The sequence below is a fragment of the Mesorhizobium sp. BH1-1-4 genome, assembly GCF_020165665.1.
Lineage (GTDB): Bacteria > Pseudomonadota > Alphaproteobacteria > Rhizobiales > Rhizobiaceae > Mesorhizobium.
The window spans coordinates 1-13,674 of record NZ_JAIUIN010000009.1 but is presented as its reverse complement, the minus strand read 5'-3'; the positions used below and the strand labels follow the sequence as shown (position 1 = coordinate 13,674).

Below are 13,674 nucleotides of genomic sequence, written 5' to 3'. Positions count from 1 at the left end.
TCGCTATCTTCCCTCGCGGTACCACATCGAGCCCATCGCCAGGAGCAGCAGGCCGAGGCCGAGGAAGCCGCCGAACAGCGGCACGCGCGACACGGCCTTCAGCACGCTGTCATCGGTGGTGCGCAGGCCGATCCAGTCGCTGCCCGACGCTTCGCCGGCCGAACGCACCGGCACGATGGAAGGCAGCGTCACAGCGCTGCCCGCGGACGAGGCCAGCCGGCGCACGCTGCCGCCGGTCGCTTCCGCCGGTGCCTTCAGCCGGTCCGGCGTGGAGACGACGTCGGCGAACTCCGGCGCGTTGACCGGTCCGACATGGGCGAGCGCGGTGAGATCGCCATTGGCGACCTGGAAGAGGCCGATCTCGCTGGTCTGGACGCTGCCGAGGAAGACACCGGGTTCGGATTTGTCGAGCTTGACGGTGAGCGTCTTGCCGGACGGGGTGATGATCTGCGCCGGGCCGGGATCGTCGGCCATCGTCTGGCGGCGGATCTCCAGCACCATGCCGCGTCCCTCGGCGGTCAGCCGCTCTTCCTCGAGTTCGGGCTCCTTCATCAGCCAGTGGGCGATGCGCCGGTAGAGCTGGACATGCGGGCCGCCGCCCTCGAAGCCGCGGGCCCACAGCCAGCCCTGGTCCGACAGAAGCATGCCGACGCGGCCTTCGCCCTTGCGGTCGAGCAGCAGCAGGGGCCGGTTGTCAGCCCCCTTCATCACCACTTCGCCTTGCGGATTCTGGACGCCGATGGTGCGGAACCAGCGGCTCCAATGCGGCGGCTCGGTGGCCGAACCGTCGAGGCCGCGCGTCACCGGATGACGTTGGCCGAGGTCGGTCAGGCGCGGATAGAACGCCTTGTCGACCACTTCGCCGGTCGGCATCGCCGGCAGGGCCGACATCAGCGGCGTGCGCGCGATCGACGCCTCGCCGGCATATTCGGGGCCGGCGGCGATCAGCAGCGCGCCGCCCTTTTCGACATATTCGGAGATGTAGTCGTAATAGAGGATCGGCAGCACGTCGCGATGCTGGTAGCGGTCGAAGATGATGAGGTCGAAATCCTTGATCTTCTCGACGAACAGCTCGCGGGTCGGGAAGGCGATCAGCGACAATTCATTGATCGGCGTGCCGTCCTGCTTTTCCGGCGGCCGCAGGATGGTGAAATGGACGAGATCGACCGAGGCGTCGGATTTCAACAGGTTGCGCCATGTGCGCTCGCCGGCATGCGGCTCACCCGAAACGAGCAGCACGCGCAGGTTCTCGCGGATGCCGTCGACCAGCGCGATGGCGCGGTTGTTGGTGTCGGTCAGTTCGCCCGGCTCGCGGTCGATGGCGAGTTCGATGATGTTGCGGCCGGCACCCGGGATGGTCACCTGCAGCGGCATGGCCTGGCCGACAATGGCATGCTCGACCGAAACCTGCTCGCCATTGACCGAGACGCGCACATCGACCGGTGCGGTCTCGTTTTCGGTCGAGATGACGCGGTAGCTCATGTCGAGCGGCTTGCCGACGAGGCCGAAACGCGGCGCGTTCTCGAAACGTATGCGGCGGTCCTTCTCATGCTCGTTGCCGGTGATCAGGGCGTGCAGCGGGGCGTTGAATTCGGGGGTACCGGCGGGCGCGTCATGCACCTCGCCATCGGTGATCATGATGGCGCCGCCGACGCGTGAGGGCGGCACGTCGCGGAAGGCGCCTTCAAGCGCGCCGAACAGCCGGGTCGCCGTGCGTTCCTCTGCGGCCTCGGACTTGCCAGCCTCGACGACGCGGACGTCGAACTGCTTGAAGCGGCCAAGGCGCTGCTGCAGGCCGGCCAGCGCCTCGTCGGTCTGTTTCGTCCGTTCGCCGATGTCCTGGCTTTGGCTGCGGTCGACGATCAGTGCGACGACGCTCTTCAGCGGTTCGCGCTCCTCATTGAGGAACACCGGATTGAACAAAGCGGCGGCGAGTGCCAGCAAAGCGACGAAGCGCAACACCGCGCCGCGCTGGCGAAACCACAGGCCAACGAGCGCCAGCAGCGCCAACGGCAACAGCACCAGGGCCAGAAGCGGCCAGGATAGAAGCGGTTCGAAGGAGATCGACCAGTTCATGCCCTATCCTCCCGCGTCGGGGGAGGAGCGATCATCGTGAGGGGCGCGAGATAGCACATCGCCCTACTGCCCCAGCCGTTCGAGCAGGATGGGAACATGCACCTGGTCGGATTTGTAATTGCCGGTCAGCATGTACATCATGATGTTGACGCCGGCGCGCAGCGCGTAGACCCGCTGCATCGGATCGTTCGGCACGGTCGGCAGCAGCGGATCGCCATTCTCGTCTACCGCCCAGGCACCGGCGAAATCATTGGCGGTGATCATGATCGGCGAGACGCCATCGCCAGTGCGCACCGGCCGGTTGTCGGCATTGCTGGCATCGAGCGATGCCTCGACCCAGAGCGGGCTGCCGGCGAAGCGGCCGGGAAATTCGGGCAGGATGAAGAAGGACTTGGTCAGCACATGGTCCGACGGCACCGGCTCCAGCGGCGGCACGTTGAGGTTGCCGAGGATGTCGCGCAGCCGCTCGGTCGCCGGGCTGGTGGAATCGGCGCCGATGCCGTTGGCGAACTGGTCGCGCGTGTCGAACAGCACGGTGCCGCCCTGCTGCATATACGCGTCGATGCGGGCGATCGCGGCCTGGCTCGGCATCGGTGCCGCAGGGTCGATCGGCCAGTAGATCAGCGGATAGAAGGACAACTCGTCCTTGGAAATGTCGACGCCGGCCGGAGCCCCGGGTTCCAATGCGGTCTTCTCGATCAGGAAGCGGGTCAGGCCCTCGAGCCCGGCGCGGCTGATCGAATCGACACCCGGCACGCCGGTCAGCACATAGGCGATACGGGTTTTCGAAATCGCCTCGATTGCGGCCTGGTCACCCGGTTTGGCATCGTCGGCGCGGGCAAGGTCGGCCTGGCCGAACAGCGCGCCAAGCGCAATCAACATGGCGGCGGCGGTTGCAGCGGCGCCGGCGCGGCGCGGCCGGCGCGAAAACAGGCCGCCCATCCACAACACCGCCAGCGTGTCGAGCAGCATCAAAAGCAGGGCCGCCGCAACCAGCCCGCCCTTCAAATTTCGCGATTCGTCAAAGGCATACTGGATGGTTGTGACCGGCACCGTCACTTGCGGGCGCGCCAGCGGCTCGAACGTGCTCGCGGCGTCGAGCAGGTTGTGAGCGAAGACGCCGGTTTCCGAGCCATAGAGGCCGGGCGGATTCTCGAAGGTCACCGGCAGTGCGCCCGCGCCCGGGACCAGCGGTCGTGCATCCGGCGTCGGCGGCACCAGCGAGCCGTCGGCCGCGATCATGCGGTAGGGGGCGAGCGAGGTGGCGGCTGCTTCGGCATTGGCGATCGCCGCGCCCTGGTTGCGCGACAGCTGCACGATACGGCGCAGCATCTCGACAAAACTGCCCGAGATCGGCAGGTTCGACCAGGTCGCCTCGGGCGTGACATGGAACAGCACCAGCGTGCCCTTGCCCTTCTTCAGCCCGGTGACCAGCGGCGTACCATCGGCAAGGGCCGCCCAGGTGCGCTCGACGATATCGGGTGTCGGCTCGGCCAGCACCTGCCGGGTCACCGTCACCTCGGTCGGCGGCGCCAGGTCGGCGAACGGACCGGCCTTGGGAAATTCGGTGACCGGCTGCGGCGATGTCCATGACAGCGCGCCGCCCAGCGAACGTTCCCCGGTGCGCAGGCGGACCGGCAGCAAATCGTCGTCATTGCCGGCGGCCGCCAGCCGCGAGCCGGCGAAACGCACCAGCGTGCCGCCATTGTCGACCCAGTCGACCAGCCTTTGCCGGACCTGCGCGGGAATGGTGCCAATATCGGCCATGACGATCATCGCCGGCTTCTGGTCGAGGATCTGCGGGATGGCGTCGGCGAGATCGGCGCTGGAGGGTTCGACCAGATCGGCGAAGGGCTGCAGCGCGCGCCTGATGTAGTAGAGCGGCGACAGAAGCGGCTGCGCCTGGTCGGCCTCGGCCTGCGACAGCAAGCCGACGCGGCGGCGCTTGGAGCTTTCGTCGAGCACGCGCACGGCGCCCGCATGCCGCTCGCCATCGAGCGCGATCGAGGCGAAGTCGTTGCGCAATTCGAACGGCACTGCCATGGTGCCGGTGGCGGTGGCCTCGCCCGGCGCGAAGGTCAAGGTCGCGTCAGCGATGCGGCGGCCCTTGTCGTCGAAGGCGCCGGCGATGACCTGCGCCGGGGCGGGATCGCCGGGTGCTCGGATGGCGGTCAGGCCAAAGCCGTCGACCTGGTTTTCGGCCGATGTCAGGCCGGTCAGGGAAAGCCGGTCGGCCACCGCCCAGACGACGCGGGCGGCATTTTTCGACAACAGCGTGTTGAAGGCGGCCTCGTCGCCCTTTGCCGCCAGGCCATCGGCCAGCACGGCGACGCTGGCGCCGGGCAAGGTCTCCAGCACGCCGGCGACGCGGGCATAGACGGCGGGCCGGTCGGTCGGGATCGGTCGCGGCTTGGCGGCGCGCAGCCGGTCGAGCGCGGCCGCGGCATCGAACGGGCCGATCTCCGCATTGGGTTTTTCGGCGGTGAAGGCGATGACGACCGGCACGCCATTCGAGCCGGCGTCGTTGATCAGCCGCTCGGCGGTGGCGACGCGCTTGTTCCAGTCGGCGGCGCTGGCCCAGTCATTGTCGATGACCAGCGCTAGCACCGCACCCTCCGCCGGCAGTTTTTCGCGCGGGTTGAAGACCGGTTCTGCCAATGCCGCGACGACGAGGGCCGCCATCAGCAGCCGGAGCAGTGTCAGCCACCAGGGGCTGCGCTGCGGTGTCTCCTCGCGCTTCAGCACGCGGGCGAGAATCTTCAGCGGCGGGAAGACCTCGGTCTGCGGCTTGGGCGGAGTGAGCCTCAGCAACCACCAGATCACCGGCAGCGCCAGCAGGCCCCACAGCACCATGGGGGCGCCGAAGGACAGCGGCAGCCAGCTCATGCGACGGCCCTCCCGGCGGAGGGACCATCAGCGGTCATCGCCATATGCAGGCGCACCAGCGCCTCGGACGCCAGCCGGTCGGTGTGGTTGACGGTAAAGCTCCAGCCGAGGTGCTTGCACCAGGCCGCCAGTTCCTCGCGGCGGGCGCGATAGAGCAGGCGGTATTCCTCGCTCAACGTCTCGGCGCGGCCGGCTGTCAGCTTGTCGCCGGTCTCGGGATCGGTGAACTCGGTGCGGCCGGCATAGGGGAAGGTTTCCTCGGCCGGGTCGGCGACCTCGATCAGATGCGCGCGCACGCCGTGGCGGGCGAGCACGTCGAGCCAGGCCATTGTCTCCTCGACCGGATCGAGGAAATCGCTGACGATGACGATGTCGCAGAAGCGCCTGATATCGGAGAGATCGGGTTTGGCCGGCAATTCGCCGGCATGCATGAGCTGGGCCGCGATGCGCTCGGCGCCGTTGCGGGCGGTGAACGGATCGGTCAAATCAGGCCAGGCGATGCGCTCGCCGCTGCGCGACAGAAGTTCGGCCATGGCCAGTGCCAGCACCAGCGCGCGCGACTGCTTGGAAACACTGGCGCCGGTCGACTTGTAGAGCATGGATGGCGAGGGGTCTGCCCACAGCCACACCGTGTGGGCGGCTTCCCATTCGCGGTCGCGCACATAGGTGTGGTCGTCGCGGGCCGAGCGGCGCCAGTCGATGCGCGAGGCGTCTCCTTCGACATAGGGCCGGAACTGCCAGAAATTCTCGCCGATGCCACGCTTGCGGCGGCCATGCCAGCCGGCGATCACGGTGTTGACGATGCGGCGCGCCTCGACCAGCAGGTCAGGCACGAGCGAAGCCCGCAACCGGCCGCGGGCGAGCGCGTCACGCGTCGCCGCCGGAGCCTGGACCTCGCCGATGCGCGCCATCAAATTCCTTTCACGAGTTTCGCCACCACGTCGCGCACGCTGGTGCCCTCGGCGCGGGCGGCGAAGGTCAGCGCCATGCGGTGCTGCAACACCGGCTCGGCCAGCGCCCTGACGTCGTCGACCGAGGGCGCCAGCCGTCCGTCGTAGAGCGCGCGGGCCCTGGTGCACAGCATCAGCGCCTGGCTGGCGCGTGGACCCGGGCCCCAGGCGACATGTTTGTCGGTCTCGGCATTGCCCTGCCCCGGACGCGCCGAGCGCACGAGGGTGAGGATCGCCTCGACAACACTTTCAGGCACCGGCATCCGGCGGATCAGCGTCTGGATTTCCTTCAGCCGCGCCGGCTGCAGCACGTTGGTTGCCTTGGCGTCCTCGACGCCGGTTGTTTCCAGAAGGATGCGGCGTTCGGCCTCGATTTCGGGATAGAGGATATCCACCTGCATCAGGAAGCGGTCGAGCTGGGCCTCGGGCAGCGGATAGGTGCCTTCCTGTTCCAGCGGGTTCTGCGTTGCCAGCACATGGAAGGGTGCGGGCAGGTCATAGCGGGCACCGGCGATGGTGACATGGTATTCCTGCATCGCCTGCAGCAGCGCCGATTGCGTGCGCGGCGAGGCACGGTTGATCTCGTCGGCCATCAGCAACTGGGCGAAGATCGGGCCGGAGATGAAGCGGAAGGAACGCTTGCCGGTCTCGTCCTGCTCCATGACCTCGGAGCCGAGAATGTCGGACGGCATCAGATCGGGCGTGAACTGGATGCGGCGCGAATCGAGGCCGAGAACGACGCCCAGCGTCTCGACCAGCTTGGTCTTGGCCAGGCCCGGCACACCCACCAGCAGCGCATGACCGCCGGCCAGCAGCGCCACCAGCGTGCGCTCGACGACGTTCTCCTGGCCGAAGATGACCCGGCCGACCCCGTCGCGAATCCTGGCGATATCCGCCAGCGCCGTCTCGGCCTGAGCGACCATGTCCTTTTCGCTGATCGGGCTTTCCTTGACCATCACGCTCATGCAGCTCGATCCCTTTTGCCTGGAGATACCTAAGGTTGGAAATACGGCAGCACCATAGCATAAGTTGCCGCGATTCGGCCTCGCGTAGTGGCTATGGTCGAACTTAAATCACAGACTTAGGCTGACAAGCGGAACAACAGTGACTATTTCGTGACGATGCGCGAACACGATGAACATCGCCAACAAAGCCTTACGCAGGCGACCGAGGCCCGGGGCCTGGAAGCCCTGATCTCGCGCGCGGCCCGCGCCGGCAAAGGTGCGGCGCCCGTCGAGCGCTGGAATCCCGACTTTTGCGGCGATCTCGACATGGAGATCAAGGCCGACGGCACCTGGTTCTATCTGGGAACGCCGATCGGCCGCATGCCGCTGGTGCAGCTTTTCTCCTCGGTGCTGCGCAAGGACGACGACGGCAGGACCTATCTCGTGACGCCTGTGGAAAAGGTCGGCATCCGCGTCGCCGACGCGCCGTTCATCGCTGTCGAAATGGATGTTTCTGGCGGTGGCGACCAACAGATCATCACTTTCCGCACCAATGTCGGCGACGTTGTCGAGGCAGGAACGGACCGGCCGCTGCGCTTCGTCGACGAGAACGAGACCGGCGGCCTGAAGCCCTATGTGCTGGTGCGCGGCCGGCTGGAGGCGCTGGTGGCGCGGCCGGTCATGTACGAGCTGGTCGGGCATGGCGAGGAGATCGAGATCGACGGCAAGACGATGTTCGCCGTGCGCTCGAAGGGTGCCGTGTTTCCAATCATGCCGGCGGATCAGTTGAAGCGGTTGAGCGCGTGATGGACCAGGCATCGCCGGCGCCGTTCTCATCAGCGGAATTTCGCGCGCGCTTTGCCGCGCAGCCGCAAGCGCATGCCGGCGACGATTATGGCGACCATCGTTTCAATCCCGGCCATCCGCGCCTCGATGCGGGCAAGCCGCTGCGCAATGCGGCGGTGCTGATCCCGGTGGTCGACCATGACGGCGAGGGGAGCGTCCTGCTGACCAAACGGGCCGAGAAACTACGCAACCATTCCGGGCAAGTGGCTTTCCCTGGCGGCACGATCGATGCGACCGACGCAAGCCCGGAGGCGGCGGCGCTGCGCGAGACCTTCGAGGAGATCGGCCTTGGCCAGGATCGCATCGAGATCATCGGCCGCATGCCCGATTACGTCGCTGGCAGCGGCTACCGCATCGCGCCGGTGCTCGGCATCGTGCGGCCGCCTTTCCAACTGACCTTGAACATCGACGAGGTCGATGCGGCCTTCGAGGTGCCGCTGCGCTTCCTGATGGATCCCGCCAACCACAAGCGCGACAGCCGCATGTGGAACGATCTCGAATGGTTTTTCTACGACATGCCCTATGGCGACCGGCGCATCTGGGGCGTCACCGCCGGGATCATCCGTACGCTCTATGAAAGGCTCTATGCGTGAGTGTTTCGATCGCGGGCAGGGCCGACTGGCTCACCGACAAGCATCTGCGGCGCCTGCTTGGCGCGCTCAGCGAAGGCGGTGAAGAGGCGCGTGTCGCCGGCGGCGCCGTGCGCAACGCGCTCATGGGACAGCCGGTCGCCGACATCGACATCGCCACCACTTGCCTGCCGCAGGAAACCATCCGTCGCGCCGAGGCGGAAGGCTTCAAGACGGTGCCGACCGGCATCGAGCATGGTACGATCACGGTTGTCGCCGGTGGCAAGCCTTATGAAATCACCACCTTGCGCGCCGATGTCGAGACCGATGGCCGCCGCGCGAAGGTGTCGTTCGGGCGCGACTGGAAGCTCGACGCGGAGCGGCGCGATTTCACCATCAACGCGCTCTATGCCGAGGCCGACGGCAGGGTCGTCGATCTTGTCGGCGGCATCGCCGATATCGAGGCGCGCCGGCTGCGCTTCATCGGCGACCCGGAGGCGCGCATCCGGGAGGATTATCTGCGCATCCTGCGCTTCTTCCGCTTCTTCGCCTGGTACGGCGACGGCCGCCCGGACGCCGAGGGCCTGAAGGCCTGCGCCCGGCTGAAGGAGGGCCTCGCCCAACTATCGGCCGAGCGCGTCTGGTCGGAACTGAAGAAACTTCTGTCGGCGCCCGACCCCTCGCGCGCACTGCTCTGGATGCGGCAGGCCAGTGTGCTGACCGCGGCGCTGCCTGAAAGCGAGAAATGGGGCATCGATGCCATCCACGGACTGACCAAGGCCGAGAAGGACCTGGGCTGGACGGTGGACCCGATGCTGCGGCTTGCGGCGATCGTACCGCCTGATGCGGCACGCATGAAGACGCTGGCCGAGAGGCTCAGGTTCTCGACCTCCGAAGTCGACCGCATGCTTCGCTGGGCGCTCTCCACTGCAGTCGAGCCGAAGACGACCGAGGGCGAATTGGCGAAAAGGCTCTACCGCGGCGACCGCCAGGGATTTGTCGATCGGCTGAGGCTGTCGCTGGCGTCGGCGCGGGTGCGCGCCGTCGATGACAATGACGCCCTGCTCGAAGCTGGCGGCTTTTCGCGCCTGCTTGCCTTCGCGCTCAAATGGGAAAGGCCCGAATTTCCGCTACGTGGCGCCGACCTCACCGCGCTCGGCGCAACGCCGGGGCCGAAACTCGGCGAAGTCCTCAAAAATATCGAGGCGGAATGGATCGAAGCCGGATTTGCACCTGATCGCGACGCGTTGCTCGAACGCGCCGCGCAGGCCCTGGCCGCGAGGTAAGGACTCTTCGCGGCAAGTTCAGAGCGCGGCAAGTTTCAGGGGAAGCGCCGGGCGCTTTCCCTGCCTGAAAGGCTGTCGATCAGGCGGCGTCGCGGACTTTCTCGATGCGCGATCGGATGGCCTCGATCATCGTTTCACGGATGGTCGTCTCGCCATGTGTCTCGCGCATGTGCTCGACGGCGCGGCGCATGACTTCGGCCTCCTCGTCCGCACGGGTATGCCACTCGCAGCCGGGAACCAGCGACCCGCAGTGAAATTGCTTCATCGGATTTCTCCTTTTTCCTCCGTGGAACCTGTCGGGCTCCGGTATTTTCTTGGCCTGTGACCAGCTTTCCGATCACGGCAGGGTTGGAAGCCATAACACAGATGGGGTGCCATTGGTTGCGGTCAATGTTGAAAAGGCGGAGCAGCGCTGCTCCGCCCTCTTCACGCTAGCCCATCGGGCAGGCCATCACTTCACGATCTTGACTGCCTCGGCAACCTTGTCCTTGCCGCTCATGTCCCACGAAATTCTGACCTTCTCGCCGACCTTCAGGCCAGGATCCTTGAAAGTCTCGGGAAGCGTAAAAGACGATCCATTGTCGAGAACCAGGCTCTTTGCCGTCGCATCGAAGCTCTTGACCGTTCCGGTGGTGTGCTTGACGGCGGCGAACGCCACCGAACCGGAAGCAAGAAGGGCGGCGGCGGCCGCGGAAACGATGATCTTTCTCATGCTGATATACTCCTGGGAGAGCGGGATCCTTCTTGACGAGGATGATCCGCATCGTCTTTGGGCCGTCCGGTCGCGTCGAGTCGCGGCTCGCCTTGTTGCAAGGCAATTCCGAAGGGGAAAGCGGGTTGCATTTCCCGGAATTGCCCCTGGGGCAAACCACCGGCGCTTCCCGACCCAACTGTGACAAATAACCCAATTTTTTCAGATGGATATTAGACGAAAAAGATATTCCTGGCGCCACATTCGGCGCCCAGATTCGACAAATGGGACATCAATGCGGCCTCACATCGCGCTCACCGTCTTGTTACGGCCAGCGCACCTCCGGCGGCAGGCTGGAGAGGATCGAGGCGACATTGCCGCCGGTCTTCAGGCCGAAGATGGTGCCGCGATCGTGAAGCAGGTTGAATTCGACGTAGCGGCCGCGGCGGATGAGCTGTTCGTCACGGTCGCCATCGGTCCAGTTGCCGTTGAAATTGGCGCGCACGAGGTGGCCGTAGACGACGAGAAAAGAACGCCCGACATCCTGGACGAAGTTGAAATCGGCATTCCAGCCGCCTCTGTCCTCGCTCGAATGCAAATAGTCGAAAAATATGCCGCCAACGCCGCGCGGCTCGTTGCGGTGCGATAGATAGAAGTACTCGTCGCACCAGGCCTTGAATGCCGGATAGTCGGCGACGGCGGCATTCTTCTCGCAAGCGAATTGCATGGCGCGGTGGAAGGCCGTCGTGTCGGGGTGGTCCTGCGTGCGGCGGCGGTCGAGCACCGGCGTCAGGTCGGCACCGCCGCCGAACCATTGCCTGGATGTGACCACCATGCGCGTGTTCATGTGCACGGCCGGGACGTTTGGGTTCCAGGGATGCGCGATCAGCGAAATGCCCGATGCCCAGAAGCGCGGGTCTTCCTCGGCGCCGGGCATCTGCTTCCTGAATTCGGGCGAGAATTCGCCATGGACGGTCGAGGTGTGGACGCCGACCTTCTCGAAGACGCGGCCATGCATCATCGACATGGTGCCGCCACCGCCCTTGCCCTGGTCGCGCTCCCACGGCGTCTTTTCGAAACGGCCCGGCGACCACGAGGCCAGCGGCCCCTGGAGATCCTGCTCGATCTGCTCGAAGGCGCCGCAGATGCGCTCGCGGAGCGCCTCGAACCACAGCCGCGCCTTCATCTTCTTCTCTTCGATGTCGGCGGGCAGGCCTGCCGGTATTTCGGGTCGTTCCAAGTGCCGTCTCCGGTTGTGGGCCACCCGTGGCGGGGATTCCCGATAAATGACTCGTCTTTTGCCGGCGCGATCCCTAATCTCTTGGGGATCAGGGTCAAGTCCCGTCTGATTTAGGGTGTAAGGAGTTGCTTCGTGCGCACCCCGGCAAGACCGCCGCTGGATGGCTTGAAGAAAAGGCTCGACCAGAGCCGGGCCGAGCGCGAGCTCAAGCCGCGCGACGGGTTTCTGCGCGAAACCTTCGTCCTGCCGCGCTCCGACGCCCGCCTCAAGGCCAAGGAGTGGTTCGAGCGCTTCCCCAAACAGGCCTACTGGACCGAGATCGAAAGCTGGTTCGAGCGACCAGGCGACCTGATCGAGTTCACGATCAGGCGGCTGCCGGCGGCGGATTAGGATCCTACCACCAGCCGTCTCGCGCCGGTTCCTTCCCGCGCCAGCCTGTCACCCTTGTTCCTGAGCGGACATTTGTCGATCGACATGCAGCCGCAGCCGATGCAGTCGGTCAGCCCGTCGCGCAGTTTCTTCATCTGGGCGATCTTGTGGTCGAGTTCGTCGCGCCAGGCACTTGAAAGCAGGCTCCAGTCGTCACGCGTCGGCGTGCGGCCTTCGGGAAGCGCCGCCAGCGCGGCCCCGATGTCGGCCAGTGAGATGCCGACCTCCTGGGCAATCCTGATGACGGCCACGCGCCGCAGGACGTCGCGGCCGTAGCGGCGCTGGTTGCCCGACGTGCGATGGCTGCGGATCAGGCCGCGCGTCTCGTAGAAATGCAGCGCCGACACCGCGACACCGCTGCGCCTGGCCACCTGGCCGACCGTCAATTCCATTATCGGAGCCATGTCTCACTTTCCGCTTGACCTCAACTTAAGTTGAGCTTGTAGCCAGGAAATATCGAGTGGGCAATTGAAAGGAAAGGCGATGTGCGCCTGGGCCGGAATAACTGGTGAAACCGCCACGGTTGGGGACGAGGAGAGGCTGAAACTTCTAGCGGAGCTGCCGGATGGCTTCGCCCGCCACCATGGCCACGGAAAGAGCGACGTTGATGCTGCGCGCGTTGGGCTGCATCGGGATGGTCAGCCGCGCATCCGCCGCCTGATGGACTGGATCCGGCACGCCCGCGGATTCGCGGCCAAACAGCAGGATGTCGCGGTCGGTGAAGCTGAAGTCGGTGTAGGGGATCGCGGCCTTGGTCGACAGCAGCACCAGCCGGTCCGCGCGGGCCTTGCGCCACGCCTCGAAGGCGTTCCAGTCGACATGCCGGGTCAGGGCGGCCATTTCGAGGTAGTCCATGCCGGCACGTTTCAGCGCCTTGTCGGAAAGCGGAAAGCCGGCAGGCTCGATGATGTCGACGCCAAGGCCGAGGCACGCGGCGAAGCGCAGGATTGTCCCGGTATTGCCGGCAATGTCCGGCTGGTAGAGCGCGATGCGGAGACCATTGTTCACTTCCGCGTCCTTCTAATAAGTGGCAGATCGGCCACAGCGGCTCCCTGGTTTTGGAAATTCCTGGACCCGCGGGTGGCCATTTTTTTCGAAGTCGAGTATACGACCAGCATTGTCAACCCGAACCGAAGGAGGGGTAATTCATGATGACCATGCACATCCAGCGCCCCACCCGTGGGCTCAACTGCGCCCTGGCGGTTTCGGTACGACGTTTCTCCTGATCTTTTAGGCACTTCCGCACCGATCTCCGCCGAAACCATACCCTGGTCTTCGAAGGAATCCTGCGATGTTTTTCAAGCTGCCGAAGGGGCCGATGGCCCCGTCCCAACGCGTTCCGACTGATCCGCCGCCGATCCCGCGGCACGATGTCGATCATCCTTTCTATCTCTATTTCAACACGGAGGACGGACCGATGTTCGATCCCTACAGAATACCGGGCTCGAGGAGCCTGCATATCCACCGGCTGCCGACCTGGGCGCTGTTGATCGGCGAGACCTATTCGTCGGCGGTCCATGCCGAAGTGCGCCGCCGTCCGCATCGCGGCATGCTGCCGGACGTCGATTTCTCGCGCGCGGTCCCCGACCCGGGCCGGCCTTCGCTGGTGCGCCGCATCATCCGGCTGATCCGGCCGGGCGCGAAAAGCCGGACCGGTGGTGCCGTGTCGTCAGGATCGACAAAGATGCCTGTCGGCGAAAAGCCGGCGAACTCCTATATAGCGCGAAGCAGGGCCGACGCTCCGGATGATTCCGGAG

General features: G+C 65.6%; 14 protein-coding genes. 5 read left to right on the top strand and 9 right to left on the bottom strand.

Going from position 1 to position 13,674, the window contains the following annotated elements; translation table 11 throughout:
* Window positions 1-3: 3 nt before the first annotated feature.
* The 4 genes from LB569_RS17120 to LB569_RS17105 form a co-directional block, all read right to left on the bottom strand.
* Complete coding sequence (locus LB569_RS17120; RefSeq protein WP_224693305.1) at window positions 4-2,076, bottom strand: hypothetical protein; 2,073 nt, start codon at window positions 2,074-2,076, stop codon at window positions 4-6.
* Window positions 2,077-2,139: 63 nt separating this feature from the next.
* Window positions 2,140-4,962: a DUF4159 domain-containing protein gene (locus LB569_RS17115; protein WP_224693304.1), complete on the bottom strand. Its 2,823-nt coding sequence runs from the start codon at window positions 4,960-4,962 to the stop codon at window positions 2,140-2,142.
* On the bottom strand, window positions 4,959-5,873 hold the full coding sequence (locus LB569_RS17110; protein ID WP_224693303.1) for a DUF58 domain-containing protein: 915 nt from the start codon (window positions 5,871-5,873) through the stop codon (window positions 4,959-4,961). The genes LB569_RS17115 and LB569_RS17110 overlap by 4 nt, the downstream gene beginning before the upstream one ends.
* Window positions 5,873-6,877, bottom strand: coding sequence for an AAA family ATPase (locus tag LB569_RS17105; RefSeq protein ID WP_224693302.1), 1,005 nt, complete (start codon window positions 6,875-6,877; stop codon window positions 5,873-5,875). The genes LB569_RS17110 and LB569_RS17105 overlap by 1 nt, the downstream gene beginning before the upstream one ends.
* Window positions 6,878-7,033: 156 nt before the next feature.
* On the opposite strand from LB569_RS17105, the gene LB569_RS17100 reads away from it, so the two are divergent.
* The 3 genes from LB569_RS17100 to LB569_RS17090 are packed head-to-tail and all read left to right on the top strand — an operon-like array spanning window position 7,034 to window position 9,557.
* A complete protein-coding gene (locus LB569_RS17100; RefSeq protein WP_224693466.1) occupies window positions 7,034-7,663 on the top strand; it encodes a DUF1285 domain-containing protein in 630 nt (209 codons plus the stop codon).
* Window positions 7,663-8,295, top strand: coding sequence for a CoA pyrophosphatase (locus LB569_RS17095; RefSeq protein WP_224693301.1), 633 nt, complete (start codon window positions 7,663-7,665; stop codon window positions 8,293-8,295). The genes LB569_RS17100 and LB569_RS17095 overlap by 1 nt, the downstream gene beginning before the upstream one ends.
* Window positions 8,292-9,557 (top strand): CCA tRNA nucleotidyltransferase, encoded by a 1,266-nt coding sequence (locus tag LB569_RS17090; RefSeq protein ID WP_224693300.1) that lies wholly within the window; start codon window positions 8,292-8,294, stop codon window positions 9,555-9,557. The genes LB569_RS17095 and LB569_RS17090 overlap by 4 nt, the downstream gene beginning before the upstream one ends.
* A 79-nt stretch (window positions 9,558-9,636) precedes the next feature.
* Here LB569_RS17090 and LB569_RS17085 read toward each other — a convergent pair whose 3' ends face one another.
* From LB569_RS17085 to hemF, 3 genes are all read right to left on the bottom strand, one after another.
* On the bottom strand, window positions 9,637-9,822 hold the full coding sequence (locus tag LB569_RS17085; protein ID WP_027047304.1) for a DUF1059 domain-containing protein: 186 nt from the start codon (window positions 9,820-9,822) through the stop codon (window positions 9,637-9,639).
* A gap of 186 nt (window positions 9,823-10,008) precedes the next feature.
* Window positions 10,009-10,269 (bottom strand): DUF1344 domain-containing protein, encoded by a 261-nt coding sequence (locus tag LB569_RS17080; RefSeq protein WP_140704777.1) that lies wholly within the window; start codon window positions 10,267-10,269, stop codon window positions 10,009-10,011.
* Between the two features lie 304 nt (window positions 10,270-10,573).
* Window positions 10,574-11,488 carry an oxygen-dependent coproporphyrinogen oxidase gene (gene hemF, locus LB569_RS17075; protein ID WP_224693299.1) on the bottom strand — a complete coding sequence of 305 codons (915 nt, stop codon included), beginning with the start codon at window positions 11,486-11,488 and terminating at the stop codon, window positions 10,574-10,576.
* Window positions 11,489-11,620: 132 nt separating this feature from the next.
* Here hemF and LB569_RS17070 point away from each other — a divergent pair, with 132 nt between their 5' ends.
* Window positions 11,621-11,878: a hypothetical protein gene (locus LB569_RS17070; protein WP_140704782.1), complete on the top strand. Its 258-nt coding sequence runs from the start codon at window positions 11,621-11,623 to the stop codon at window positions 11,876-11,878.
* Here LB569_RS17070 and soxR read toward each other — a convergent pair.
* The gene (gene soxR / locus LB569_RS17065) at window positions 11,875-12,321 is read right to left on the bottom strand and encodes a redox-sensitive transcriptional activator SoxR (protein WP_140704784.1); all 447 of its coding nucleotides are present in this window, start codon (window positions 12,319-12,321) and stop codon (window positions 11,875-11,877) included. The two genes, LB569_RS17070 and soxR, sit on opposite strands and share 4 nt — an antisense overlap.
* A 145-nt stretch (window positions 12,322-12,466) precedes the next feature.
* Window positions 12,467-12,925: a tRNA (cytidine(34)-2'-O)-methyltransferase gene (locus LB569_RS17060; RefSeq protein WP_140704786.1), complete on the bottom strand. Its 459-nt coding sequence runs from the start codon at window positions 12,923-12,925 to the stop codon at window positions 12,467-12,469.
* Window positions 12,926-13,208: 283 nt separating this feature from the next.
* On the opposite strand from LB569_RS17060, the gene LB569_RS17055 reads away from it, so the two are divergent.
* The coding region (locus tag LB569_RS17055; protein WP_224693298.1) for a hypothetical protein at window positions 13,209-13,674 on the top strand (466 nt) is incomplete at its 3' end.